The sequence below is a fragment of the Kribbella sp. NPDC005582 genome, assembly GCF_040605415.1.
Taxonomy (GTDB): domain Bacteria; phylum Actinomycetota; class Actinomycetes; order Propionibacteriales; family Kribbellaceae; genus Kribbella.
Genome location: NZ_JBEXCU010000006.1, coordinates 220,092 through 245,273, shown reverse-complemented (window position 1 = coordinate 245,273; position 25,182 = coordinate 220,092). Strand labels below are relative to the sequence as shown.

The window sequence follows — 25,182 nt, the reverse complement described above, 5'->3', positions numbered from 1 at the left end:
GTCCACTCCCCGTGTTTGATATGTGATCACGCCACCGTCCGGCCGAAACAGCCACCTCACCGGACGGAAACCTCCTTGGCCAGCGGGGCGGTCAGCTCGCCGGCAGCCGCCGCACGCTCCGTCGCCACCGCATCGCTGCCCATCGGGAACGGCCAGTCGCTCCCGGCCAGCACGTGCGCCGCGCCGAAGGTCTTGGTGAGCAGCTGCAGCATCGCCTCGTCGTGCACGAGGTCGTCGACGTAGAAACTCCGCACTGCCTCGGTGACCGGCATCGAGAGCTCCTCGATGCCCGGCCGAGCCGTCTGCACACCGCGCTGCCATCGTCCGGCCACAGCCGCAGTCACCCCTCCCCCATGACACAAACAGAACCGGATCCCCGGGAACCGGCCCGGCACATCCGCGAAGACCAGTGCGGCCGCGGCCAGCCCGGTCTCGAACGGATTTCCCAACAGGTTCGACAAGTAGAACGACCGGAGCCGCTTGTCGTCACTGTGTCCCGGATGAATCAGGGTGAAGGCTTCCAGCTCATGCAGTACCTGCCACACCAGATCCAGCCCGGTGTAGTCCGGCGTACCGAGGGCGAAGCCACTGAACACGCCCTCTTGAGCAAGTCCTGCAGCCACAGCAGGTGCGGCCGGATCGAGCAGTGGCAGGTGACCGAGCACCCGCAGCTGCGGAGTGGCGAGCTCACGCAGCCCCTGGTTCACCAGCTCGGCCCACTCGACGCCGGCGTCGTACCTGAACAGTGCTGGCGGCACTGAGACCACTGCGCCGTCCAGGTCCTGGTCAGCAACCCACTGCAGCAGTGCGGCCGGGTCCGCCAGCCGCTTGAGCGGCAGCCGCTGTCCGTCGACCAGCAGCGAGCCGCTGTCGACGGACAGCCCGTGCTCACCCCGGTACGCCGCAGTCAGCACGGTCGGCGGAATCAGATGCGTGTGGACGTCCCAGCCGGGCATGTCAGCGCGCATCCTCGTCGTTGTCGTAGAACGACGGCCGCTCCGGGTAGTGCGGACCGTCGTACACCTCCAGCAGCACCGAGGTCTCCTCGGCCAGCGTCGGTCCGTGCACGTGGCCCTTGGGGTTCCAGTAGAAGCTGCCCTTGACCAACGTGACACCGGTCGGCACGTACACGTACCGCCCGCTCAGACAGAACATGAACTGGTTCGACGCATGCCGGTGCTCGGACGGGATCCCCGACCCCTTCTCGAAACGCACCAGCGCGATCGACGCCTCGGTCTCCGGATCACGCCAGAGCATCTTGTGCGACAGCCCGCCCAAGGACTTCTCGACCCACTCCAGGTCGTCGGTCTGCAGCAACAGCTCACGCAGCGGCTCGTCGAACGACCCCATCAGCTCGCCTCCCGCGGTACCGGGCGGCCAGTGACGCGCGTGTACAGCTCCTCCGCCACTCCGGCCGAGAGCGGCGCCACTGCAGCCACATGCCCATCCGGTCGCAGCAGTACGACGCTCTCCGGCGGTACGCCGTACCGGTTCGTGGCAACGCTGCCCGGATCGAAGAGCGACCGGTCGCGGAGCCCGGAGTCGTGCGGCGCGTCCCAGCGAGACACCGCGTAGTGGCGCAGCGCAGGTGAGTCGTTGACCGGGATGTCCGGCCGCCGCCGCACGTCGGTGAAGTACAGCGCGACGAACGACTCCCGCACCAAGTCGTGAACGGTCACCCGACCCGTCGGCCCCTGCAGGGCCAGGTCAGGCGCCCGGTCCCCAGCCCGTACGGCGGGCGGCTCGGCGGTCGTAGCCACCATCGACCAGTCCCCAACGCCGTCCACGTCCAGCCGCACACCCAGCAAAGTCCTCGTGTACGCCGTCGCCCAGTCACTCGTGTCAGCGGTCACCGCACCCAGTTGGTGCGACATGTACTTGCGAGCAGCCTCGGCCATCTCGCCGGAGCCGTTGACCGCGACCGGTCGTTGCTCCTGCTCGTACCCGTCCAGCAACGCCGGATCGGCCCAGCCACGCAACACCCACGCCAACCGCCACGGCAGGTTGGACGCATCGAGCGCACCGGTGTTCAGACCCAGCGCCCACATCGGGGTGATCAGATGCGCGGCATCGCCCATCAGGAACACCTTGCGGTCGACAGTCCACGTCTCAGCGACCCGGTGGTGCACGTTGTAGATGACCGTGCCGAGCAGCTCGATCCGGTCCACCTCACCGATGAACTGCTTCACCTTCACCAGCAGGTCCACATCACCCGGTGTCTCCGCCCCCGGCGCCAGCGGGAACAGGAACCGCCAGTTGTCCGGCTGCCGGATCAGGACCATCCACTCGGTCCGGTCCGCGAAGTACGCGAGGTACGGGTAGTCACGGGCGTTATCGACGTCCAGGTCGACCGCGACATCGATCAGCATGTAGCGCTCGGGCAGCGTCTCGCCCACGACTGGCACACCAAGCGCATCGCGAATCTTGCTTCGGCCGCCGTCGCAGGCGAGCAGCTGAGCGGCCTCCAGCGTCTGCGGGCCGTCCGGTGTCTCCACCTGCAGCACCACACGATCGTCCAGCACCTCGAACGACGTCAGCCGATGCTTCAACCGCACGGTGTGCCCGGCACGCTCCAGTGCCGCCGCCAGGATCGGTTCCATCCGCTGCTGCGGCAGGTTGATCACGAACGGGAACTGGGTGTCGTTCACCAGCTCGGCCAGCCGCACCGACGCCCGCGGCGTGTTGGTGGCCCGGTCGATGTCACCGATCTCGTCGATCCGGACGGCGGCGTTCAGGATCTCCTCCACCGCGCCGTACCGGTTCCAGATCTCCAGGGTGCGGCTGAGCGTCGTACCGGCCTTGGTGTCCGACGACAGCGTGGCGTCCTCCTCGAGGAGCACGAACGGTACGCCGTAGTGCGCGAGACCGAGCGCCGTGGTCAGACCGATCGGTCCGGCACCTACGACGACAACAGGGAGCTGGTCAGTCAAGAGAGTCACCCCTCGAAAATGCACGCTCGCGGGTCAGCGTGGACCCGGTCATCGTGGCCGCATCGGACAGCAGGAACAGCAACGGGCCGACCACGTCCTCGGGGTCGCCGATTCCTATCGTCTCCCGCCAGTGCTCCCGGTCCGCGCCCTGGTTCGCACTGCGGAACTGCTCGGTGTCGATCACCCCCGGCGCCACCACGTTCACCCGCACCCGGTCCGGCGCCACCTCCGCCGCGAGGGACTTCGCGAAGGCGACCAGTCCGGCCTTGCTCGTCGCGTACGCCGCTGCGCCCGGGTAGCCCGTCGCCGCCATCCCGGAGGTGAACACGACCACCGAACCCGACCGCTGCGCGACCATGTGCGGTACGACGGCCTGACACGCCCACACCACGCCGTCCAGGTTCACCTGCAACGTGCGAGTCCACTCGGACGGGTCGAGCTCCAGAACGGCAGACCGCGGCTGCACTGCCGCACCGGCGACCAGCCCGTCGATGCGCCCGTACTGCGAGACCACTCCGGCCACCGCACGGTCAACCGCCGCCCGGTCCGCCACATCCACCTCGACGTACTCGCACACGACCCCGGCCGGCCGCACCACGTCGAACACCACAGCAGTCCCGCCGTACGACGTGATCGCCGTCGCCAGCGCCGCACCGATGCCCTGAGCGCCACCGGTGATCACGACGACCACCCCTGTCGCGTCAAAGGTCACCTTCACGACTGCTCCTTCTGTCTCGAAGGACTGTGCTGGCTTCCCTCGGCCCGCCTCGTCATAGTCTCGGTGATTCGCTGGAACGCACCAGCCAGGTGATCGTGCAATGCAGTCTCAGCACGGTCAACATCTCGGGCGACACAGGCATCCAGGATCGCCTGGTGCTCCCGCCGGTTCTGCTCGATCATCGCCGCGGTGAGCCGGCTGCCGAACCGATAGCGCTCGCTGTTCTGCCACACCGGTTCGATGGCCCTCGGCAACCACTGCGAACCACTGGCCCGATACAACGCGAAGTGGAACTCCGCATGCGCGTCCCGCGCACCGGCCAGATCCTGTGCCTGCGACAACCGCAGGTGGTCGGCCAGTGCAGCCGCGGCCTTCTCTGCATCGGCTTCGGTGAACCGCTCGGCCGCCGCGCGGACCGCAAGCGACTCCAGTGCCAGCCGGGTCTCGTGAGTGTCGCGCAGATCCTCCAGCGACAGGTCACGCACCCAGGCACCGCGGTGCGGGATGATCTCGACCAGTCCGAGCGCCTCAAGACGCCGAAGCCCTTCCCGCACTGGCATCTGGCTCATCTCGAGCCGGTTGGCCAGCTCCACGAGCCGCAACGGCGTACCGCTGGGCAGCTCGCCGGAGAGGATCAGCTGGTGCAGCTCCGCGGCCGCATGCTCGGCCAATGTCCGGCGCCCGCCGCGACCGCCACCGGTCATCAGGTCCAAGGGGCCTGTCATACCCGCACCACCCGATTCCGCAGTTCACCGAGCTTGTCGGAGCGGGTGATCACCACATCGCCGTCCTGCAGGAACACCTGTGGTTCACGGGCGTTGCCGATGCCGGCGGGTGTGCCGGTCAGCAGCAGATCGCCCGGCCGCAGTGTCATACCGAACGAGAGCTCACTGATCAGCGTGGCGACGTCGAAGGCCATCTGCCGCGTCGACGCGTCCTGCCGCACCTCGTCGTTCACCAGACACTGCAGGTGCACGTCCTGCGGATCGCCGAACTCGTCGGCCGTGACGATCCACGGCCCGAGCGGCATGGTGTTGTCGATGCTCTTGCCCTTCAGCCACTGACCACCGTGCGCACGCTGCAGATCGCGTTGCGAGACGTCGTTGGCCAGCGTGTAGCCCCAGACATGCGACAGCGCGTCGGCCACCGCGATGTTCCGGCCGGTCTTGCCGATCACGAGCGCGACCTCGGCCTCGTAGTCCCATTTCGCCGAGATCGACGGGTCCCACGCGATGTCGTCGTACGGGCCGATCACCACGTCCGGCCCCTTGGTGAAGAACGTCGGATGCAGCGGCCGCTCGACGTCCTGACCCTCACGCTTGCCCTTGCTCTCCTCGAAGTGGTCCCAGTAGTTCCACCCCGTGCAGAGGATGTCGCGCCGGAAACGCCGCAGCGGCGGGCGCAGAAGCTCTTCCCGGTAAGGGATCTTCTCGCCCGACAGCTCCGCGCCAGCAAGCACCACCTCGGTCAAGTCAGTTGCTGCTAGCAACAGAACCGAGTCCCCGTCGAGGACGCCGGGCTTCTCGGCTCCGGCGTCCGAGACCATCACGTACCGCATCTCAGGTCCACTCGACGCCACGCATGGAATCACCTCCGGTCGGTGCGATCACCGCGATCGCGCTGATCTCGATCAGATAGTCGGGATCGGCCAGCTTGCTGACCTCGACCATCGTCGAGGCCGGCAGCGGCTCGCTGAAGTACTGCGCCCGGACCTCGTGGATCTTCGCGAAGTCCTCCATGTTGCGCACGTACACGTCCACCCGGCAGACGTCCGCGAGGGTTCCGCCGGCCGCCCGGACCGCGCTGGAGACGTTCTCGCAGACCTGCCGGGTCTGCTCGGAGATGTCGCCGACGCCGGCGATGCTGCCGTCCGGACGGCGCGCGGTCATCCCGGAGACGAACACCAGCCGCCCGGTCGCCGCGACCGTGGTCGCCTGGGAGAACACGCCGTTCGGGCTGTGCAGTTCGGTCGTCGTGACCTGGGCCTTCACCATCAGTTCAGCACTCCTCCGGCCGGGACGACGGCGCCGACCGCACGCGCGGCCGCCAGTAGTCCGTCCAGTCCCGACCTCTCGATCAGTACGCCGTTACGTCGTTGGTGAGCGGCGCGTTCCGCCTCGATCTCCCCCGGCAGGTAGAGCCGCTCCACTCCCGGAGCGGTCGCACTGCCGCGGACCCGGGCCGCCAGCCCGGACGAGCGGCGGCGGAAGTCGTCGATCCCGCCGAGCAGCTCCGGATCGATGGCCAGGAACAGGTGCGCGCAGTCGTTCGGCCGGCCCGGCTCGCGGTACAGCGGGCGCACCTGGTCGCCCCAGCCGCCGCCGCTCAGCACCCCGGTCAGTACGTCGATCATCAGCGCCAGCCCGAACCCCTTGTGCCCGGCGGCCGGCAGCAGCATGCCGAGCACAGCCTCTTCCGGGTCGGTGGTCGGGCGGCCGTCCGGATCGGTGGCCCAGGTGTCCGGGATCTGTTCCCCGGCCGAGGCCGCGAGCCGGATCTTGCCCAGGGCAACGGCTGACAGCGCCATGTCGAGCACGATCTCCGCACCGGCGGAAGTCGGTACGGCGATCGCCAGCGGATTGTTGCCGACCAGCCGTTCAGCGCCGCCGGGCGCGGGCATCAGCGGGGTGGTGTTCGACATCGCGATGCCGATGCAGCCGGCTTGTGCGGCCTGCATCGCCCACCGGCTGGCCGCACCGAAGTGATGCGCGTTGCGGACCGAGACCAGGCCGATGCCGTAGCGCCCGGCCCGCTCGATCGCCTGCCCCATCGCCTGCGGGCTGGACAGCTGGCCCATTCCGCCGCGGGCATCGGCGATCAGCGCGGCACCCGCGTCGGAGATCACGTCCAGCTCGCGCTCGCGGGTGACCCCGCCGGCGTTCAGGCGGTCGACGTACATCGGAACGAGCATGATGCCGTGCGAGCTGACGCCCCGCAGATCTGCCTCGACCAGCGCGACCGCGATCGACGCGGCGTCGCCCGGCTCGAAACCGGCCGCGCTGAAGATGGCCGAGACCGTTGCCTCCAGCCACGAAGGCCGAACCAGGACGCGGCGATCGGCGTCGGATGCCTGAGTGGTCACCGGCTCTCCTGGGCCCAGGGCAGCAGCAGGTGCTCCAGCAGCACCAGGCCGTAGAACAAGACGATGCTCATGATGCTGAGCAGCGTGATCGCGGCGAACGCCAAGGCGGTGTCCGCGCTCGCGCCGGACTGCTGGATCAGGTATCCCAGGCCCTGCGTGGCGCCGACGAACTCGCCGATCACCGAACCGATCACGGCCAGCGAGATCGCCACCTTGAGGCCGGTGAAGATCTGCGGCATCGCGTGCCAGAGCCGGAGCTTGAAGAACTCCTGGGTGCGGCTCGCGTTCAGCGACCGGAGCAGCTCGACCAGCTCGGCCGGGGTCGACTTCATCCCCTGCGCGGTCGAGATCACGATCGGGAAGAAGCACATCAGCAGCACCATCAGGACCTTCGGTCCCTGGCCGAAGCCCATCCACACCACCAGCAGCGGCGCGACCGCGATCTTCGGGATCGCGTTCACCATCAGCAGCAACGGATAGACCAGCCGCTCGAGAATCGCCGACCGCACGATCAGCAACGCGATCGGGACGCCGATCACGATCGCGAGCAGGAAGCCTTCCATCGTCTCCAGCAGCGAGACCCAGGTGTTCTCCAGCAGCATCGCCGGGTCCTCGGCGAACCGGGCCGCGACATCGGCCGGGCTCGGCACCAGGTACGCCGGGATCGAGAACACCACCGTGGCCAGCCACCACAGGCCGATCGCCGCGATCAGGCCACCGGCCGGAAGCAGGATCGCCGAGCCTCGGGAATCGGTCCACCAGGAGCGACTGGTCATCGCGGCCACACCTCGTCGACCAGCCGCTCGGCGACCGGTGGCGTGCGGTCCGCGAGCAGCGCGTGCAACCGCGCACTGATCCGGGCGACCTCCTCCAGATGGCCGTGCTGACCAAGGCTGCGCGGCCGCGGGATCTCGATGTCGACGACCTCCCGCAACCGCCCGGGACGCGGGGACAGGACGACGGCGCGGTCGGCCAGCACGATCGCTTCCTCGATCGAGTGCGTGACGAACACGATCGTGGTGGAGAGCTCCATCTTGATCCGCTGCAACTCCTCGGACAGCTCGGTCCGGGTGAGCGCGTCGAGCGCGGAGAACGGCTCGTCCATCAGCATCACCTGCGGGTCGCGGATCAGCGACCGGCACAGCGACACCCGTTGCTGCATGCCGCCGGACAGCTCGTGCGGCAACCGCCGTTCGAAGCCTTGCAGGCCGACCAGTTCGAGCAACTCGTGCGCCCGATCCTGGTACGCCGCCTTGTCGCGGGCCGACCGATCCAGCTCGACCGGCAGCAGCACGTTGGACAGCACCGACCGCCACGGCAGCAAGGCCGGGCGCTGGAACATGAACGAGACGTCCTGGCGCGGTCCGGTGACGGGCTGACCCGCCACCTCGACCGTGCCGGAAGTCGGTGACAACAGCCCCGCGATCAGCCGGAGCATGGTGGACTTGCCACACCCGGACCGGCCGATCAGCGTGACGAACTCGCCGGCGCGGACGTGCAGGTCGATCTTCTCGAGGGCCGTGATGGAGCCCTCGCGTCCGTCGAAGACCTGACCCACACCGTCCAGCCGGATCATCGTGACTACCCCTTGGGCGCCAGGTCGACGCTGACGATGTCGGCGGGCTTCATGCCCACCTTCAGGATGTCGATGATCTTCTGGACCCGCTCGGGATCGACCGCACCCAGCGGTTCGCCGGCGGCCGTCTTGCTGTACGGCGCCATCAGCACGAGCTCCTGCTTGGCCACCTCGACGTCGGTCGTCGGCACGTACTTCTTCAGCGTCTCGGCCGCCGCGGCCGGGTCGTCGATGGCGTCCTGCAGACCCTTGAGCAGCGCACCGGTGAACTTCTTCACCTGGTCCGGGTGATCCTTGGCCAGGTCGGTCCGGGTCAGGATCGCGTTGCCGTAGAGCTCCGGCAGCAGATCGCGGTACGGAAGGACGACGGCCTTACGGTGCTGGTTGTCGGCCTTCTCGACCAGCGGTACGCCGACCACGAACTGGCCGATGCCCTGCACCTTGCCGCTGGACAGCAACTGCGGCAGCGCCGGCGGCGGCGACGGGACGAAGTTGACCTTCTTGTCGTCGATGTGGGCGCGCTCGGCGTAGACCGGGAACGTCACCTGGTTGGTCGAACCCGGCTGATCACCGATGTTCTTGCCTTCCAGGTCCTTGGCCTTCTCGATCCCGAGTCCCTGCAGGGACACGATCGCCGCCAGCGACGACTGGTGGATCATGCCGACCGTGGTCACCGGCAGCTTCTGCTTGCCCAACGTGATCGTGAACGCGGTGAAGTCACCGATGCCGTAGTCGGCCTGACCGCCGGCCACCTGCTTCATGACATCGACCGTGCCGCTGCCGGGAGTGATCTTGACGTCGAAACCGGCGTCCTTGAAGTAGCCCTTCTCGAGCGCGACGTACGCATAGGCCTCGCGGCCGAACTGGCCGAACGAGGTCAGGTAGCTGACCTTCTGCAGGCCGCTACCACTGTCACCACCCTCGCCGCCCTTGTCGTTCCCGTTGTTGCACGCGCTGACCAGGGCGAGCCCCAGGACCGCCGTCAGCGCGACGACGGAACGCCTCAACGTCATATCGACCTCTCTCATCCGATATTTGATCAAACATCAAATATGGAGGGGTGGTCAATCGGCCCTCGGGGACTTCACCGTGACTTTACCTGCCGGCGCCGACCGGCGACATCACTGTGCTTTCCCGCAAGGTTCCGCCTGTGCCACCCGTCCTGGAGCCGTTCCCCTGACCCGGCCCTTCCCGACCCGGTCACCCGCCCCGACCACAGACCGTACCCGTCCGGACAGCAGATCGCGACGCCCGCGGAGTGCCGATCGGGGACTTCGGCATCAAATTTACGTAAACCCTCAACCTCTTGTGATTCCGAGCACTCTTTGTGTCGGTGTCAGCTACTTGACGGGGCTCCCTCCGGCGAGGGATGCCCGGTCCGCCGGGGTTTGACACCATGTGGGAGTGGTCAACGCAATCAGGTCGCTCGGCCGGGCGTCGACGTACCTGCGCTGGATCTATCTTCTGATCGGCGCGGCTCTGGTTCTCGCCGTCCTGCTGGTCGGCAGCGCGGTCGGCGCGCTCACCCAGGAACTGCGGCTGCCGGGTCCGGCGAGCGTCGTCATCTTCGTGCTGCTCGGCATCGCGCCGACGCTCGCGATCGGTCTGCTGCCCGCGGTGCGCGAGGTGGAGGGCATCGCGGTCTCGTCGCTGCTCGGCGTCCGGTTCGAGGAGCGACCGCTCGGTCCGGCGCGGACGTGGGCCCAACGCCGCCGTACCGCCGCCTGGTTGACCCTGCATCTGATCGCCGGCGGTCTCGTCGGTGTGCTCAGCACGATCGTCTTCGGCGCCGGCCCGGTGTTGCTCGCGGCCCCCTTCCGCTCGGACGGTCCGCACGAACTCGTGCCGAAAGTCTCGTACGACGTCAGCGGCGGCTGGACCGACCTGTGGATGCCGCTCGCGGTCCTGGTCGCACTCGCTGTGCTCTTCCTGATCTCGTCAGCCGTCGGCGCGCTGCTCGCCCACCTGGCACCGCGCATCCTCGGTCCGACCGCGGCCGAGCGCATCGAACTGCTCGAGCGCCGTACGGCGATGCTTGCCGAACGCAACCGTCTCGCCCGCGAACTGCACGACAGTGTCGGCCACGCCCTCAGCCTGGTGACCATCCAGGCAGCCGCTGCGCGTCGAGTGCTGGCCAGTGATCCGGAGTTCGCGGAGACCGCACTGGGCGCCATCGAGACCTCCGCGCGGTCGGCGCTTGCTGATCTCGACCACGTGCTCGGGCTGCTGCGCGACGATCGGCGGCCGGGGTCCGCGACGGCACCGCAGGCGACCCTCGACGATCTCGAGCGGCTGGTCGAGGCCACTCGGGCGGGTGGCATCACCGTCACGATCGAGCGCTCCGGTGAGCTCGACCGGCTGCCGTCCGCGGTCTCACGCGAGGCGTACCGGATTCTCCAGGAAGGCCTGACCAACGCCATCCGGCATGCCGGGCACCCGGACGACCAACTGACTGTGGCGATCGAGATCCGGCTCGACACCGCCGGGCTCCGGTTGACGGTGACCAATCCGGTCCGCGGAGACAGCGGTGACCTGGGCAAGGCCGGTGGCGGCCGGGGCTTGGCCGGTATCCGTGAAAGAGTCGCCGTACTGCGTGGCGCGGTGGCGGCCGGCCGGGACGAGCAGGACTGGCGGCTCACCGTGACGCTGCCGATCGCAGTGACGACGAAGGGATGACAGGCATGACGCTGTCCGTGGTGGTGGTCGACGACGAGCCGCTGATCCGCAGTGGGCTGCGCGCGATCATCAACGCCGAGCCGGACCTGAGCGTGGTCGGCGAGGCGGGCGACGGCGCCGAGGTGCTGCCGGTGGTCCGCCGGACCAATCCCGACGTCGTCCTGATGGATGTCCGGATGCCCGCAGTCGACGGCATCCAGGCCACCCGGCTACTGCTCGACAGCCTCGACCCGGCGCCGCGCGTCCTGGTCGTGACGACCTTCGAGAACGACGACTACGTGTACGAGGCCCTCCGCGCCGGCGCATCCGGGTTCCTCCTGAAGCGAACCCCGCCGGACGACATCATCGCGGCGATCCGCACGGTCGCGAGCAGCGAGTCCCTGCTCTTCCCGGAGGCGATCCGGGCGCTCGCGCTGGCCCATGCCGGAGCACAGCCGCAGCCGACCGGACTCGACGAGTATCAGCTGACCGACCGCGAGCGGGAGGTCCTCCGGCTGATGGCCCGCGGGCTGTCGAACGCGGAGATCGCGAGCGAGCTGATCCTCGGGCTGCAGACGGTCAAGACCCACGTGGCGAACGTGCTGGCCAAACTGCACGCGCGTGACCGCACCCAGGCGGTCATCAAAGCCTACGAATCAGGCTTCGTGCCGCTGAACCACTAGGACACGCCCTAAGTCGTGGCCGGGTCGACGGTTTCGTCGGCCAGTGTGCAGGCGTTGTGCAGCGGGTCGATCGCGTCCGCCTTGAGCGCGACGCGCTGCAGGAGTCGACGGAAGCTCGCCCGCTCGTCCTCGTCCAGACTGCCGAGCACCTCGTCCTCGGTGGCCGTCAGCCGGCGCTCGAGGTCGCAGAGTGTCTCGCGGGCCTGCTCAGTCGGCACGATCAGCCGGGCTCGCCGATCGGCCGGGTCCGGCTGCCGCTGCACCAGGCCGGCCTTCTCCAGGTCGTCGAGCAGATACGTCATCACGGTCCGGTCGACGCCGAGCTGCGCGGCCAGATCGAGCTGCCGCTTCGGGCCTTCGGACGTCACCGTCGCGAGCACCTGATAGCCCCGCGGCCCACCTGGTACGCCGTCGAGCGCGGCACCGGACGCTTTCGCATACCGGCGGAACACGACGCCCAGCGCCCAGCCCAGGTCAGCCTCGACGGGCGCGCCACTGGCCACCCGTGGCGACACGCCACGCGCCGTCTGGCCACTCACATCCGCCGAAGTGCTGGTCACAAGCCCAGTCTACGTGGTCTACGCCACCCGGAATACGTTCTGACTTGAATATGTTCTGTTCAACAGATTATCTTCATAGCAGCTCGACTGAGCTCAGGAACTCATCTCCAGGGAGAAGAACGACTATGACGACCTTGCTACGCGTCGACGCCAGCGTGCGCCTGAACGGATCGGTCAGCCGGGCGCTCGCCGACAGTGCCGAGGCGGCCTGGCGGGCCGAGCACCCGGACGGCGTCGTGGTCCGCCGCGACCTCGGCCGGAACCCGCTGCCGGCCACCGCCTGGCCGGCCATCGCCCGGGTCGCGGTCGGCGAGCAGCCGGCCACCGACACCGAGCGGGACCAGCTGACCGAGGCTCTCGCGCTGGTCGACGAGATCAGCTCCGAGGTCAAGAACGCCGACGCGATCCTGCTCGCCGTACCGCTGTACAACTACGGGATCCCGCAGCACCTGAAGGTCTGGATCGACTTGCTGCTCACCGACGAGCCTTACCTGCGCGGTGTGAACCCGCTGGTCGGCCGGCCCGTCATCTTCACGTTCGCCCGCGGCGGCGGCTACCAGCCCGGTACGCCGAAGCACGGCTGGGACCACTCGACGGCGTACCTGGAGCGGATCTTCGGTGACGTGCTCGGGATGAAGATCCGGACCGCCGCCGCCGAACTCACACTGGCCTCGGTCACGCCGGGGATGGAGGAGCTGATCGGCCTGTCCAAGGTGTCCGAGACCGAGGCGCACGCCCAGGCCGAGGAGCACGGCGTCGTGGTGGCGAAGGAGCTCGTCGCCAAGGCTGCCTGACCCCCGGCGCTGCTGATCCGATGCCGTGCTAGCCGGCGTCGAATCAGTTCTGTCGCCAGGTGGTCAGCGTGACCGAGAGCGTGACGAGCGCCGGCTCGGGAAGCAACGAGATCCGGTTTGCCAGCTCGTGCGGCGGGATGTGCCGCGCACTCGGCGTCATCAGCACCAACTGCTCCACCGCGGACCGGTCGAGCCGCATCGGCTCCTCGATCAGCTCCCGTCCGGTCTCGACGAAGGTTCCACCGAGCGCGTCCTGCAGGCGCCGCTCCTTGTCCCCGTCGACCGACACCATCCCCAGTACGCCGACCAGCTCGGCGAGGTGCTCCGGATTCGGAGTCACCACCAGCAGCGCGCCGTCCGGACGGAGGATGCGCGCCATCTCGGTTGCGTTGCGGGGGGCGAACACGTTCAGCACCACCTGCGCCGCGGCGTCCACCACGGGTAGCTCCCGCCAGGCGTCACACACGACCGAGCCGATTCTCGGGTCGACCTTGGCGGCTCGGCGAGCGGCGTACCGGGAGACGTCGAGGGCGAGACCGGGGCGCGATCGGCCGGTGACACCGGCCAGGTAGTAGCCGGTGCCGGCGCCGACCTCGACGACCAGTTCGGCGCTGTCCGGGCGGAGGTACTCGGCCGCGCGCAGGATCAGCGCGTCCCGGATCGGGGCGTAGTGGCCGCCGCCGAGGAACACCGTCCGGGCGCCGATCATCCCGGCGGTGTCGCCCTCGATCCCGGTCGATGCCGAGGGCAACAGATTGAGGTAGCCCTGCTTGGCGACGTCGTACGCGTGGCCCTGGGCGCAGCGCGCCGACCGCCCGTCCGGCGCCAAGGCGTCGGCACAGACGGGACAGCGCAGGACGGCGACCAGCTCGGGATCCACCGGGCCATTGTCTCCTCAGACGATGTCGCGGCTGGTGATCCGGGCCCAGGCCGCGGCGTAGAAGACCGCCAGGTAGCCGGCCTGCAGCAGCAGGTTGCGGACGATCGCATCCCAGTACGGCGGGTCGCGGAGCAGGTCGGCGAACGACGTCCAGCCGTACATCAGCAGCCACGGGTGGATCACGTCGATCTGCGGGATCGCCGACAGGATGCCGAGCACGATGAACGTGCCGAAGGTGGCCGCCATCGCCGCCAGCGGGGTCGAGGTCAGCGACGACACGAACAGGCCGATGCCGGCCAGGCCGAGCAGCGAGAGCGCGATCAGTACGGCGATCGCGAGCGCGCGGAGCAGGCCCTCGCCCAGCGAAATGGTCGAGCCGGAGAGCAGCAGGACATCGCCGACCGGGAACAGCACGAACCCGACGATCAGGCCGGCGAGCCAGATCGTGAGGGTCGCGGCCAGGCAGAAGATCGCGAGCGCGACCATCTTCGCGGCCAGCAGCCGGGACCGGCCGGCCGGTGCGGTGAGCAGATTCCGCAGGGTGCCGAGGCTGGACTCGCCGGCCAGGGACTCCCCCGAGATCACGGTGACCGCGGTCGGCAGGAAGAACGGCAGGGAAAGGCCGAGACTGGCCACGATCAGGAACAGGCCGTTGCCCGCGACCTGCCCCAGGAAGCCCTCGGCACCGCCTTCGGTGCCGGACAGCTTGATCGCGATCCCGATCATCAGCGGAACGGCGGCGAGCACCGCGAGCAGGACCCAGGTCCGGGCCCGGCCGAAGACGAGCTTCAGCTCCGACTGGAACAAGGCCACGGTGTGCCGGCCGGCGCTCGGCCGTGCGACGGCAACCTCGGCGACCGCATTACTCGGCGACATCGAACCCCTCCCCGGTGAGTGCGACGAAGGCTTCTTCGAGGCTGGGACGCTCCAGGCCGAAGCCGTGGATCCGGACATCCGCGGCGACCAGGCCGACGGCGAACTTCTCGATCGGGAGGTCCCCCGCGTCACCCTCGACGGTCTCCTCGGTGGTGCGCAGGTCGGTGACGCCGAGACTCTTCAGGGTCTCGGCGGCGGCGCCGACATCCGGCGTACGGACGACCAGGCGCGGACGCAGCTCGGACCGCAGCTCGGCCATGCTGGACTGCCGGATCAGGCGGCCGCGGCTCATCACCGCGGCATGCGTGCAGACCTGCTCGACCTCGGCCAGGAGATGGGTCGAGGTAAAGATCGTGGTGCCGTCGTCGGCCAGCTCGCGGATCAGGTTGCGCACCTCGCGGGTGCCCTGCGGGTCGAGACCGTTGGTCGGTTCGTCGAGGACAAGCAGCTCGCGGCGCTGCATCAGCGCTACCGCGATCGCGAGCCGCTGCTTCATACCGAGCGAGTACGCGCGGACCTTCTTGCCGGCCGCGTTCGACAGGCCGACCCGCTCGAGCGCCTCACCGGCGCGAGCCTTGCGAGTGCGCGGGTCAGCGGTGCGGTCGGCCGCATCGAAGCGGAGCAGGTTCGCCTGACCGCTCCAGAACGGATAGAACGCTGGGCCTTCCACGAGCGCACCAACCTGCGGCAGCACCCGCAACTGTGCCTTCGGCATCGGCTGCCCGAGCAGCTGAACCTCACCCGAGGTCGGCGCGATCAGACCGAGCACCATCCGGATCGTGGTGGTCTTGCCGGACCCGTTCGGCCCGAGAAACCCGAAGACGCTGCCGGCTGGTACCTCAAGATCAACCGAGTCGACCGCGATCTGACCGCCCCGAAACCGCTTGGTGAGCCCACGAGTGACAAGCGGCGAGCCGCCCGTCGGGGTAACGAGCGGAGAGCCGCCGGTCGAAGTCGCGAGCGGAGCGCCGCTGGCCCGAGTCGCGGGAGTGCCTGCGTCCGAGGGGCGACTTGAACCCCCACGGCCCGTCTCCCCGGCAGACCGCCCGGATGCCAACTCCCCGTCAGCTCCCCCATGCACCAACTCCTCGCCAGCTCCCACCTGCGCCCGGCTCCCACCAGCTCCCACCGGCGCCGGGTTCCCGTTGGATCCCCCCTGCGCCGACTCCTGCCCAGCTACCCCCCGCGCCGACTTCTGCCCAGCTACCCCGGGCGCCGGCTCCTGTGTGTTTGTCACGGTCAGCGGGGTGCCTTGGCGGCGGCGTCCTGGAGAGTTTGCGCGGTGACCAGGCCGGCGAAGACTCTGCCGTCATCCGTGATGAGCGCGTTGATCATCTTGCTCGAGACGAGCTTGCCCTTGCCCCACGAACCCTGGACCGTCGGTGCGCTCGCGAGCAACTGGTCGACGGGACCACCGGCGCCGGTCAGCTTGACGCCGCGGACCATGACGACCGAGCTCCAGCCTTCACCGAGCACGGTCGGCTCGTTCGCCGTACCGGGCTTCTTGCCGGCTTCAGGCTTGCTGGGAAGGGACTTGGGGTGGTCGGGCCGCGTCGTCGGGAGCTTCGGCTGCGTGACCTCGACACCCTTCGGCGGCGTGAACGCGAACGTGCTCGCCGCCGGCACCGCGAACGAGACCTGGGTGAAGCCGATCTCGACCGCCGGGTCCTTGCCCGTCCTCGGCAGCACGGTGACCTGCAGCGGGACCCAGGTCTTGGAGTCGACCGCCAGCGTCACCGAACCGACCGTCGTCTTGTCCGTCTTCGGCGTCAGCCTCAGCTTGTAGGCGTCCCGCCCGGCGACCTTCTCGGTGCCGCTGACGTCGACCTTCGTGGTCGGGTCGATCGCGGCCAGGAACTGCTTGGCCACGGCCTGCGGGTCGTAGTTCTGCGGCGCCTTCTCCGGCTTGCCGCTCGTGCTGTGCTCGGGGACCTGCAGCTTGACGGCCTCGCGCTTGCCCGAGTCGTAGGCCCAGGCGGACTTGCCGTCCGTCGTCCAGACCCGCTCGGCCATGTTGTCGAGCACCGAGACCCGCGCCTTGTCCGGCGCGGCGAACGCGACCCGGGCGGTGTGCTCACCGCTCAGCATCTCGGTCACCTGACCGCTCGCGGAATCGCTACCGCCGGTGACACCGGGGAGCGCGGGCAGGCCGAGGTCCGCGGACGAGTGCACCGTGCCACTCAGCCCGTCGACCTTCGCGGTCTGCACCTTGGCCAGCAGCTCCTGCGCGGAGATCCCCGGCAACTTCGGCGAGGCGTCCGCGACCACCGGCCCGAGCGTCCCCACTCCGGCCACCACGGCCACTGCTGTTACCGGAACCAACCACCGTCGACTGCGCTGCGCTGCACCCATGCCTTCAAGACTCGCACCGTCCACAAGCCCAGCCAAGGGCCTTCAGGGTCAGTTCACCCGAAAGAGTGAGCCCGCCGTACGACCCCAGTAGTACATGAGGCGTACGGCGGGCCCGAGAGCGGTGGATCAGCGGCTCTGGAGCGCGTCCAGCGCCACCGTCATCGCGGCGGCGACCCGGAAGTCGACGCGCTGGTCGTGCACCGAGACGCGGTACCGGTCCCGGATCGACATCTTCCGCTCGACCGACAGGATCGGCTGCTGGGTCGCGTTGTCGGTGAAGTCGAAGTGGAAGATGAACGGCAACGGAATGTCACCGACGACCGGGACGAAGTCCCAGACCCGGCGCAGGATCGCGATTCCGGCGCTCCGCTCGGTCCCCGACGACTCGAAGCCGGCCCCCGACAGCTGCCAGCTCGACCGCAGCAGGCTCTTGCCGAACTCCTTCTTGAACCAGCCGATCGGCTGGCCGCTCGCGTCGAAGACGTCGTACCCCGAACCGAGGTCGATCCGCTTGCGCGCCTTGAACGAGAACACCACCTGCGACTTGGTGTCGTCGGTGTAGAACGTGACTTCTTCCTTGAACGCCATCCGCTTCTGCTGCGCGAACGCCAGCAGCTGCCCGTCGGACCCGTCCGGGTTGGTCGTGATCAGTTCGTACTTGTTGGCCATCAACGTGATCCGCTGCTTCATCGAGAACGCGGGCACGTACATGGCTCCCCCTCCGGGTGGCACAGTCATGCGGAGGAGTCTGACATCTCCCCCGGCTCATCGCGCCACCCAACCCCGCACGCACTTGCCCCGACCCGCAGCCCACGCGCCACCGCAGGTGCCACCTCACCGCCATCGACCACCTGTACGACGATCTCCGTGGCACCCTGCAGCGCGAGATCCCGCACCAGCTCGACGCCCATCTCGACCGCGGTGACGGGATCGTCGGTCGGCCGCCAGATCACCCCGAAGTCGGCCGCCGGCTTCGCGCCCAGCTGCACGACAAGCGTTTCAGCCCGCCCGAGGTAGTCCGCGGGATCGCCGCCGATGACGATTCGGACGACCTGCCCCGGTCCTCGGCGTACCGGCTCAGCCTGTGCAGCTCGCTCGGCGTCTTCGACGATTGAGGTTGGTTCGGCACCCGGGAGCCCTCGTTTCCCCCACGACTCCTGGTGCACCGACCAGCTGAGCGGGCGCCGCGACGCCCAGCCCGAGCGCACGAGCTCAGGTGCGGGCGCGAACTCGTCGACGTACCCGACACAGAGGTAGCCGACCAGCTCGATGTGCGTCGGCAGATCGAGCACCGCGGCGACCTCGCCCGGCTCGAAGAACGAGACCCAGCCGACCCCGAGCCCCTCGGCCCGCGCCGCCAGCCACAGATTCTGAATCGCGATCGCCACCGAGAACCACGTCGTCCGCGGATCCGCATGCCGGCCGAGCACGTGCCGCCCGCCACGCCCGGCGTCACACGTGACCGCGATGTTCAGCGGGGTGTCGAGAATTGCCTCGATCTTCAACCCGTCGAACTGCCTGCGCCGCGACTCCGGCAACGACGCCGCGAACGCATCCCGCTGCGCGGCCGCCAGATCATGAATCTTCCGTCGCGTCGCGATGTCGCGGATCAGCAGGAAGTCCCAGGGCTGGCTCAGCCCGACACTCGGCGCCCGATGCGCGGACTCCAGCACCCGAGTCAGTACGTCGTCCGGAATCGGCAAGTCGACGAACCCCCGCCGGACATCCCGCCGCTCGGCCAGCACGCGATGCACGACGTGCCGCTCCGCTGGCGCATACCCCGGTGCCGAACGCAGCAGTCCTACCGCGACAGTCGCCCGCCCTCGCACCTCACGACGGCCGCCCGAGCTTCGTTTCGGAACCACGAGCTCGGCCCCCGTGCTCAACACGGCGGCCTCCGCGACACTCGGCGTGCCGGCGAGCCGCTCGACCTGTTCACTCGGACTCGGAACGTTCTGCCGCCGCAGCTCGGCGGGAGCGACCGTCTGCAGTTCAGCATCCAGGTACGCCGCGACCCGCTGCACCGCCGGTTCGGTCTCGCGACCGTCGGCCGTGATCAGGATCCGCACCTTGCCACCACCGGCCGCGGCGACAGCTTCCGTCACCAACGCCCGGAGTTCGCGGTACGACGTACCGGCGCGCAGGCCGACGCCGACGACCAGGTTCACTTCTCCAACCCAGCGTGCACCCGAGCCGCGGCGACCAGCCGAGCCGGTACGTCCGGAGTCGCGGTCCAGTGCAGATGAAGGTACGACGCGTGCACGCGCGGCTCAGCGATCCCTTCGACTCCGCCAGGCAGGTACCAAGCCGGAGCTACCTCACTGTCCAGCTCGACCGCAGTCCGGTGGAACTCATGCCCGCGCACCCGGCGACCTTCGTCGAAGAACGACGTGGTCGTGGCCGCGATCGCGGTCCGGTAGCCGAGCGTCAGCTTGCCGGTCATGCGAGCGGTCGCCGGGAGTACGCCGGTCATCGGGTGACCGTCGAGTTCGCGGCAGAGATACAGCAGCCCGGCGCACTCCGCGATCACCGGCAGCCCGGCCGCGATCTCGGTCGCGACCTGTCTCCGCAACGCTTCATTGGCAGCCAGCGCCTCGGCGTGCAGCTCCGGGAACCCACCGCCGAGATACAGCGCAGCAGTTGCCTCCGGCAACGGCTCGTGCAGCGGATCGAACCGCACCACATCGGCGCCGGCCGCGGTCAGCAACTCTGTCGTCTCGGTGTAGTGGAAGGAAAACACGGGTCCCCCGGCGACCGCGACGACGGGCCGGCCATCCTCGGCCGGCGTCACCTCCTCGGTCGGGTCCCAGGCTTCGGTCTCCAGGTCGGAGGCAGCGCGGGCCGCCGCGACGAAGGCTTCGAGATCGACTCCGGCGCGCACCAACTCGGCTGCCGCCTCGACCGCGTTCTCCGCCTGCTCGCGTTGCTCATCAGCCGGGACCAACCCCAGGTGCCGGCTGGGCACCGTCAGCCGAGTGTCCCGCCGCAGCACCCCCAGCACCGGTACGCCGGTCGGCGCCACACCGGCTCGCACTTCGGCCTCGTGCCGATCCGACCCGACCTTATTGAGGATCACGCCGACAATCCGCACTTCGGTGTCGAAGGCAACGAAGCCCTGAACGACCGCGCCTACGCTGCGTCCCGCCGCCGACGCGTCGACCACGAGCACGACCGGTGCCTTCAGCAACTTCGCCACGTGCGCGGTCGACGAGAAACCCTCGGTACCGAGCGCGCCGTCGTACAAGCCCATGACGCCCTCGACGACTGCCAGGTCTGCACCCCGCGCGCCGTGGGCGAACAGCGGCGCGACACGCTCCTCGCCACTCAGCATCGCGTCGAGATTCCGTCCGGGGCGGCCGGTGGCAACCGCGTGGAAGCCGGGGTCGATGTAGTCCGGCCCCACCTTGAACCCGGCCACCACATGCCCGGCTCGCCGCAGCGCCGCCATCAAGCCGACGGCAACTGTCGTCTTGCCGGCACCGGAAGAAGGCGCCGCCACCACTATCCGCGGAATCACCACGGCCGGCTCCCTGCGGCTACCACTCGATACCTCGCTGACCCTTTTGGCCGGCATCCATCGGGTGCTTGACCTTCGTCATCTCCGTGACCAGGTCCGCCGCGTCGATCAGGCGCTGGTCGGCGTTGCGACCGGTGATCACGACGTACTGGTGTCCGGGGCGGTTGACGAGCGTCTCGACGACCTCGTCGACGTCGATCCAGCCCCACTTCATCGGGTAGGTGAACTCGTCGAGCACGTAGAGGTCGTGGGTCTCCGCAGCGATCCGGCGCTGGATCTCGCGCCAGCCTTCGACGGCATCGGCGGCGTGGTCCTCCTCGGTACCGGCCTTGCGCGACCAGCTCCAGCCCTCACCCATCTTGTGCCACTCGACCGGCCCGCCCTGACCGGTTGCCTCGTGCAACTGGCCGAGCGCCTTGAAGGCACTCTCCTCGCCGACCTTCCACTTCGCGCTCTTCACGAACTGGAAGACCCCGATGTTCCAGCCCTGGTTCCAGCCGCGCAGCGCCATCCCGAAGGCGGCGGTCGACTTCCCCTTCATCTCACCGGTGTGCACCATCAGCAGCGGCCGGTTCCGGCGCTGGCGAGTGGTCAGGCCGTCCTGCGGCACGACCTCCGGTTGTCCCTTCGGCATCAGGCCGCCTTCCGATCCGTCACCGCGCGTACAAGGTTGCCGGCGGCAACATCGCCGAGATCGAGGTACTCCGCTCCGAGGTCACCGGCGAGCTCACCGGCCAGTCCGAGCCGCACTCCGCGCCGCGGCTCGCAGTCGACGACCACGGTCGCGATCCCACGCTGAGCCAGCCAACCGGCCGCCTGCTTCGCGCGGGCGAACGCCTGGTCCCCATGGGTCGCCCGGCCATCCGTGACCAGCACGAGCAGCGGGCGTCGGCGTGGGTCGCGGATCGCCGCGATCCGCAGTACTTCCGCGGCCTGCAACAGTCCCTCGGCGAGCGGCGTACGGCCACCGGTCGGCAACGACTCAAGGCGCCGTACGGCGGTCTCGACGCTGCCCGTCGGCGGCAACGCGACGGTCGCCTCCGCACCGGCGAAGGTCACGAGGCCGACGGTGTCGCGGCGCTGGTACGCGTCGAGGAGGAGGGAGACGATCGCCGTCTTCACCTCGCTCATCCGGCGCTTGGTGCCCATCGACCCGGAAGCGTCCACGCAGAACAGCACGAGGTTCCCCTCCCGCCCTTCGCGCACCGACAACCGCACGTCACCCGCCCGCACCACCAGCCCACGCCGCCTCCGACCGGCACCACCCGCGCCGCCTTCAAAACCGTGCCTACCTCGAGCGTGCTGATGTGGTGCTGCGGCTCGGATCGTGGCCAGCAGGTGCGGCCGACCCGACTCACGTCCCACGCGTGCCCGATCACCCACCACTCGCCCGACCTCGGTGATCGCGCGCGACCGCCTACCAGCTACGCCTGCACCTGCGGCTTGCACGCTCAGCAGCCGCGCTTTGTACGGCTCCGAGCTGCCCGCAACGTCACCACTCGGCGCTTGCCCGGGAACCGACTGCTCGGTGCTCGCCGCGTCCGGTCCGTCGGAGGAGTCCGTCGGCTCGGGGTCGATGCCGCCGCCCGGTCCACCATCGTCCGGACCGCCGTCGGGATCGTCGTCCGGGTCCGGCGGAGGCGGCGTACTGTCTTGGATCGCTTGCTCGAGCTGGTCTTCGTCCATGCCGGGAGCATCGAACGGGTTGCGCCGGCGGCGGTGCGGGAGCGCGAGCTTGGCCGCCGCGCGGACGTCCTCGACCTCGACGACCGTCCGCCCGGACCACGCCGCGTGGGCGACCGCGGTCCGCGCGGTGACCAGGTCGGCGCGCATGCCGTCCACGTCGAACGACGCACAGATCTCGGCGATCTGCCGCAGCGCCGAGTCGGTCAGGATGACCTCGCTCAGCAGGTCACGTGCTTTCACGATCCGCTCGGCGAGCTCGCGCTGCGGGCCGTCGTACCGGGTGACGAAGGCGGCCGGGTCGGCCTCGTAGGACAGTCGCGCGCGCATCACCTCGACGCGTACGGCGGGGTCCCGGCTGGCGACCACGTCGACGGTCAGCCCGAACCGGTCGAGCAGCTGCGGGCGCAGTTCGCCCTCCTCCGGGTTCATGGTGCCGACCAGCACGAAGCGTGCCGGGTGCGTCACCGACACCCCGTCGCGCTCGACGGTCGCGCGGCCCATCGCGGCGGCGTCCAGCAGCACATCCACCAGGTGGTCGTGCAGCAGGTTGACCTCGTCGACGTACAGCAGGCCGCGGTGCGCGGCCGCCAGCAGTCCCGGCTCGTACGCCGTGACTCCCTCGGCCAGCGCCTTCTCCAGATGCAGCGATCCGAGCACACGGTCCTCGGTCGCGCCCACCGGCAGCTCCACCAGCCGTGCCGCCCGGCTCACCGTCTCCGGTGCATCGTGCGGTCCATCGGGGCAGTCCGCCGCAGGGGCCTCGGGGTCACAGGAGAAGCGGCACCCCGGTACGACGTCGACCGGGGGCAGGATCTCGGTCAGGGCGCGGACGGCGGTCGACTTCGCCGTACCCTTCTCGCCGCGGATCAGGACCCCGCCGATCGCGGGTGAGATCGTCGCGAGGATCAGCGCGAGCTGAAGGTCTTCCATGCCGACCACCGCGGTGAACGGAAAGCCGGTCGAGGGTGGCGCAGGCCGCATCAGCGGGGAATCCCTTCGTCAGCGGGTGTCCGCGCCCGCTTCGGCAGCTGGTACGCCGCAGGACCGCGGCGGACAGGGTGTGGATGTCCTGGCTTCCGGTTTCCCGGTCACAGTGGCGGGACCGCCCCGGAATCCCGGTTTCCCGGTCACCGGTGTTCCTCCACACCTGTCGGCCCGATCATGGCACACCCGGCCCGGCTGCTCAGCGACGAGGTCACACCCTCGTCTTTATAGGGTCGGCTCCATGATCAAGGCCTGTCTGAACGGTGACCGCACCCGCGCCGACAACCCCGGTGTCCCCATCACCCCGGCCGAACTCGCCGATGCCGCGGCGGCCGCCGTACAGGCTGGAGCGGACGCACTCCATCTGCACCCGCGCGGAGCCGACGAGCTGGAGAGTCTGCACTGGCCCGACATCCGCGCCGCCGTCGAAGCAGTCCAGGCAGCCTGCCCAGGCGTCCCGCTCGGCGTCTCGACCCGCGAGCCGATCGTCCCCGACCTCACCGAACGCCTCCGCCTGATCGCCGACTGGCAGCCCGGCCCCGACTTCGCCAGCGTCAACTTCCACGAACCCGGCGCCACCCAGGTCGCCGACCTCCTCCTCGCCCGCGGCATCGCCGTCGAGGCCGGCCTCTTCACCCCCGAAGCCGCCGCCACCTACCTCGCCTGGTCCGGCCCCACCCACCGCATCCTGATCGAAGCCATCCCCGGCATCTCCCCCGGCCCCGACGGCCCCACCGCCGCCCAAACCATCCTCGCCGCCCTCCCCACCACCGACATCCCCGTCCTGGTCCACGGCGAAGCCCACTGGACCTGGCCCACCCTCCACTGGGCCCGCACCCAAGGCCACCACCTCCGCCTAGGCCTCGAAGACACCCTCACCACCCCCCACGGCGACCCAGCCACCTCCACCGCCCACCTCTTCAGCTACCTCTGATCTTCCGAAGAACAGGACGTATAACCCCGCTACCTGGCCCCCGGAGCCTGACGCCGGCGCTCCATCGGCCACAGTGGGCGTATACGTCCTGTCGGTAGGAGACCTGTAACTCCGGCGGCGTCTGCTGACTTCCAGTCACCATCGCGGTGATCCCGCCTCGCTGTACTGCTCGACGTACAGATTCACCGGTACGACGACAGTCGTTTGGCCAGTGCGTTGGCGGCGTCCTCGTCGGGGAGTACGCCGATGCCGGTCAAGGGGCTGACGGTGACGTAGCCGGCTTGGAGCAGGGCCATGTCGCTGGCGGCGGGGAGGTCGGAGCGGGTCGGCTCCAGAGTGACCATCGGTTCGCCGGTCGGGGCCGTGGTACCGATCAGGCGCGAGTACTTGATCGGGGCCAGCGTCGCGTGGCGGACGCCCGCGAGTGCGTCGAGTGGGCGGTCCGGGACGTTCAAGGTCAGGACGGTCCCGGCCGGTTCGGAGGCGATCCAGTTCAGAGCCTCGGCGGCCATCGTGGCTGCCGTCTTCCAGTGCTCCGGGACCTCGCTGTCGATGCTGACCGCGATCGCCGACACACCCTGCGCGGCTGCGGTGAGCGCTGCGGCCACTGTGCCCGAGTGAAAGATCGGTACGCCGAGATTGGCGCCACGGTTGATCCCGGACAGCACCAGGTCCGGCGGCGGCCCGAAGGAACCGAGGGTCGCGAGCGTCACTGCGAGGGCCGGTGTCCCGGCGACCCCGCAGTACGCGATGCCGTGCTCGTCTTCGGTCACAGTGCGGATCGGGCGATCGACCATGCCGGCCCGGGCGGAGCCGACGCCGCTCTGGTCGTCCAGCGGGGCGACCACGAGTACGTCGTGCCCCAGCTCGGCGATCACCGGCGCAAGCGCGCGGATGCCGGGTGCCTGGTAGCCGTCGTCGTTGGTGATCAGGATCCGCGCCATGGTTTTACCCA

Annotated in this window: 26 protein-coding genes and 1 riboswitch; of the genes, 4 read left to right on the top strand and 22 right to left on the bottom strand. The window is 69.2% G+C overall.

The features are described 5' to 3' along the window. Positions 1–56 precede the first annotated feature (56 nt). The 11 genes from ABZS29_RS30455 to ABZS29_RS30405 are packed head-to-tail and all read right to left on the bottom strand — an operon-like array spanning position 57 to position 9,319. Complete coding sequence (locus ABZS29_RS30455) at positions 57–968, bottom strand: amidohydrolase family protein (protein WP_355467048.1); 912 nt, start codon at positions 966–968, stop codon at positions 57–59. After that, positions 958–1,350: a cupin domain-containing protein gene (locus tag ABZS29_RS30450; RefSeq protein WP_355467046.1), complete on the bottom strand. Its 393-nt coding sequence runs from the start codon at positions 1,348–1,350 to the stop codon at positions 958–960. Before ABZS29_RS30450 ends, ABZS29_RS30455 begins: the two co-directional genes overlap by 11 nt. Beyond that, positions 1,350–2,939, bottom strand: a complete 1,590-nt coding sequence (locus ABZS29_RS30445; protein ID WP_355467044.1) for an FAD-dependent monooxygenase — start codon at positions 2,937–2,939, stop codon at positions 1,350–1,352. The genes ABZS29_RS30450 and ABZS29_RS30445 overlap by 1 nt, the downstream gene beginning before the upstream one ends. Further along, positions 2,923–3,648 carry an SDR family NAD(P)-dependent oxidoreductase gene (locus ABZS29_RS30440; RefSeq protein WP_355467042.1) on the bottom strand — a complete coding sequence of 242 codons (726 nt, stop codon included), beginning with the start codon at positions 3,646–3,648 and terminating at the stop codon, positions 2,923–2,925. The genes ABZS29_RS30445 and ABZS29_RS30440 overlap by 17 nt, the downstream gene beginning before the upstream one ends. Continuing rightward, positions 3,645–4,373, bottom strand: coding sequence for a GntR family transcriptional regulator (locus tag ABZS29_RS30435; RefSeq protein WP_355467040.1), 729 nt, complete (start codon positions 4,371–4,373; stop codon positions 3,645–3,647). The genes ABZS29_RS30440 and ABZS29_RS30435 overlap by 4 nt, the downstream gene beginning before the upstream one ends. Further along, complete coding sequence (locus ABZS29_RS30430) at positions 4,370–5,206, bottom strand: fumarylacetoacetate hydrolase family protein (RefSeq protein WP_355467038.1); 837 nt, start codon at positions 5,204–5,206, stop codon at positions 4,370–4,372. Before ABZS29_RS30430 ends, ABZS29_RS30435 begins: the two co-directional genes overlap by 4 nt. Before the next feature lies 1 nt (position 5,207). Continuing rightward, entirely contained in the window at positions 5,208–5,642 is a 435-nt protein-coding gene (locus ABZS29_RS30425; RefSeq protein WP_355467037.1) for a RidA family protein, read from the bottom strand. Next, the gene (locus ABZS29_RS30420; protein ID WP_355467035.1) at positions 5,642–6,730 is read right to left on the bottom strand and encodes an Ldh family oxidoreductase; all 1,089 of its coding nucleotides are present in this window, start codon (positions 6,728–6,730) and stop codon (positions 5,642–5,644) included. The genes ABZS29_RS30425 and ABZS29_RS30420 overlap by 1 nt, the downstream gene beginning before the upstream one ends. After that, positions 6,727–7,506 carry an ABC transporter permease gene (locus tag ABZS29_RS30415; protein WP_355467033.1) on the bottom strand — a complete coding sequence of 260 codons (780 nt, stop codon included), beginning with the start codon at positions 7,504–7,506 and terminating at the stop codon, positions 6,727–6,729. Before ABZS29_RS30415 ends, ABZS29_RS30420 begins: the two co-directional genes overlap by 4 nt. Next, positions 7,503–8,306: an ABC transporter ATP-binding protein gene (locus ABZS29_RS30410; RefSeq protein ID WP_355467031.1), complete on the bottom strand. Its 804-nt coding sequence runs from the start codon at positions 8,304–8,306 to the stop codon at positions 7,503–7,505. Before ABZS29_RS30410 ends, ABZS29_RS30415 begins: the two co-directional genes overlap by 4 nt. Before the next feature lie 5 nt (positions 8,307–8,311). Then, the gene (locus tag ABZS29_RS30405; RefSeq protein WP_355467029.1) at positions 8,312–9,319 is read right to left on the bottom strand and encodes an ABC transporter substrate-binding protein; all 1,008 of its coding nucleotides are present in this window, start codon (positions 9,317–9,319) and stop codon (positions 8,312–8,314) included. 391 nt (positions 9,320–9,710) lie between these two features. Here ABZS29_RS30405 and ABZS29_RS30400 point away from each other — a divergent pair, with 391 nt between their 5' ends. Together ABZS29_RS30400 and ABZS29_RS30395 are read left to right on the top strand one after the other, a co-directional pair. Then, entirely contained in the window at positions 9,711–10,982 is a 1,272-nt protein-coding gene (locus ABZS29_RS30400) for a histidine kinase (RefSeq protein ID WP_355467027.1), read from the top strand. Positions 10,983–10,987: 5 nt separating this feature from the next. Then, complete coding sequence (locus ABZS29_RS30395; protein WP_355467025.1) at positions 10,988–11,644, top strand: response regulator transcription factor; 657 nt, start codon at positions 10,988–10,990, stop codon at positions 11,642–11,644. Positions 11,645–11,652: 8 nt separating this feature from the next. Here the strand turns inward: ABZS29_RS30395 and ABZS29_RS30390 are convergent, their stop codons facing one another. Continuing rightward, complete coding sequence (locus ABZS29_RS30390; protein WP_355467023.1) at positions 11,653–12,204, bottom strand: MarR family transcriptional regulator; 552 nt, start codon at positions 12,202–12,204, stop codon at positions 11,653–11,655. Between the two features lie 125 nt (positions 12,205–12,329). Between ABZS29_RS30390 and ABZS29_RS30385 the strand changes: the two genes are divergently transcribed. After that, positions 12,330–12,998, top strand: a complete 669-nt coding sequence (locus tag ABZS29_RS30385) for an NAD(P)H-dependent oxidoreductase (RefSeq protein WP_355467022.1) — start codon at positions 12,330–12,332, stop codon at positions 12,996–12,998. Between the two features lie 43 nt (positions 12,999–13,041). On the opposite strand, the gene ABZS29_RS30380 is transcribed toward ABZS29_RS30385, so the two are convergent. The 9 genes from ABZS29_RS30380 to ABZS29_RS30340 form a co-directional block, all read right to left on the bottom strand. After that, positions 13,042–13,878, bottom strand: a complete 837-nt coding sequence (locus ABZS29_RS30380) for a putative RNA methyltransferase (RefSeq protein ID WP_355467020.1) — start codon at positions 13,876–13,878, stop codon at positions 13,042–13,044. A gap of 15 nt (positions 13,879–13,893) precedes the next feature. Next, a complete protein-coding gene (locus ABZS29_RS30375) occupies positions 13,894–14,754 on the bottom strand; it encodes an ABC transporter permease (RefSeq protein WP_355467018.1) in 861 nt (286 codons plus the stop codon). Continuing rightward, positions 14,741–15,619 (bottom strand): ABC transporter ATP-binding protein, encoded by an 879-nt coding sequence (locus ABZS29_RS30370; RefSeq protein WP_355467520.1) that lies wholly within the window; start codon positions 15,617–15,619, stop codon positions 14,741–14,743. The genes ABZS29_RS30375 and ABZS29_RS30370 overlap by 14 nt, the downstream gene beginning before the upstream one ends. Positions 15,620–15,993: 374 nt before the next feature. Beyond that, positions 15,994–17,106, bottom strand: coding sequence for a hypothetical protein (locus tag ABZS29_RS30365; RefSeq protein WP_355467016.1), 1,113 nt, complete (start codon positions 17,104–17,106; stop codon positions 15,994–15,996). A 126-nt stretch (positions 17,107–17,232) separates the two neighbouring features. Further along, complete coding sequence (locus ABZS29_RS30360) at positions 17,233–17,844, bottom strand: hypothetical protein (protein WP_355467014.1); 612 nt, start codon at positions 17,842–17,844, stop codon at positions 17,233–17,235. Then, a complete protein-coding gene (gene bluB / locus ABZS29_RS30355) occupies positions 17,841–19,274 on the bottom strand; it encodes a 5,6-dimethylbenzimidazole synthase (protein ID WP_355467012.1) in 1,434 nt (477 codons plus the stop codon). The genes ABZS29_RS30360 and bluB overlap by 4 nt, the downstream gene beginning before the upstream one ends. Beyond that, positions 19,271–20,626 carry a cobyrinate a,c-diamide synthase gene (locus ABZS29_RS30350; protein ID WP_355467010.1) on the bottom strand — a complete coding sequence of 452 codons (1,356 nt, stop codon included), beginning with the start codon at positions 20,624–20,626 and terminating at the stop codon, positions 19,271–19,273. The genes bluB and ABZS29_RS30350 overlap by 4 nt, the downstream gene beginning before the upstream one ends. 16 nt (positions 20,627–20,642) lie before the next feature. After that, positions 20,643–21,257, bottom strand: a complete 615-nt coding sequence (gene cobO, locus ABZS29_RS30345; protein ID WP_355467008.1) for a cob(I)yrinic acid a,c-diamide adenosyltransferase — start codon at positions 21,255–21,257, stop codon at positions 20,643–20,645. Beyond that, complete coding sequence (locus ABZS29_RS30340) at positions 21,257–23,290, bottom strand: putative cobaltochelatase (protein WP_355467006.1); 2,034 nt, start codon at positions 23,288–23,290, stop codon at positions 21,257–21,259. The genes cobO and ABZS29_RS30340 overlap by 1 nt, the downstream gene beginning before the upstream one ends. A 60-nt stretch (positions 23,291–23,350) precedes the next feature. Beyond that, positions 23,351–23,496: riboswitch (cobalamin riboswitch) on the bottom strand. A gap of 38 nt (positions 23,497–23,534) precedes the next feature. On the opposite strand from ABZS29_RS30340, the gene ABZS29_RS30335 reads away from it, so the two are divergent. Then, complete coding sequence (locus tag ABZS29_RS30335) at positions 23,535–24,227, top strand: 3-keto-5-aminohexanoate cleavage protein (protein WP_355467005.1); 693 nt, start codon at positions 23,535–23,537, stop codon at positions 24,225–24,227. A gap of 182 nt (positions 24,228–24,409) precedes the next feature. On the opposite strand, the gene surE is transcribed toward ABZS29_RS30335, so the two are convergent. Continuing rightward, the gene (surE, locus tag ABZS29_RS30330; protein WP_355467003.1) at positions 24,410–25,171 is read right to left on the bottom strand and encodes a 5'/3'-nucleotidase SurE; all 762 of its coding nucleotides are present in this window, start codon (positions 25,169–25,171) and stop codon (positions 24,410–24,412) included. Between the last annotated feature and the right edge of the window lie 11 nt (positions 25,172–25,182).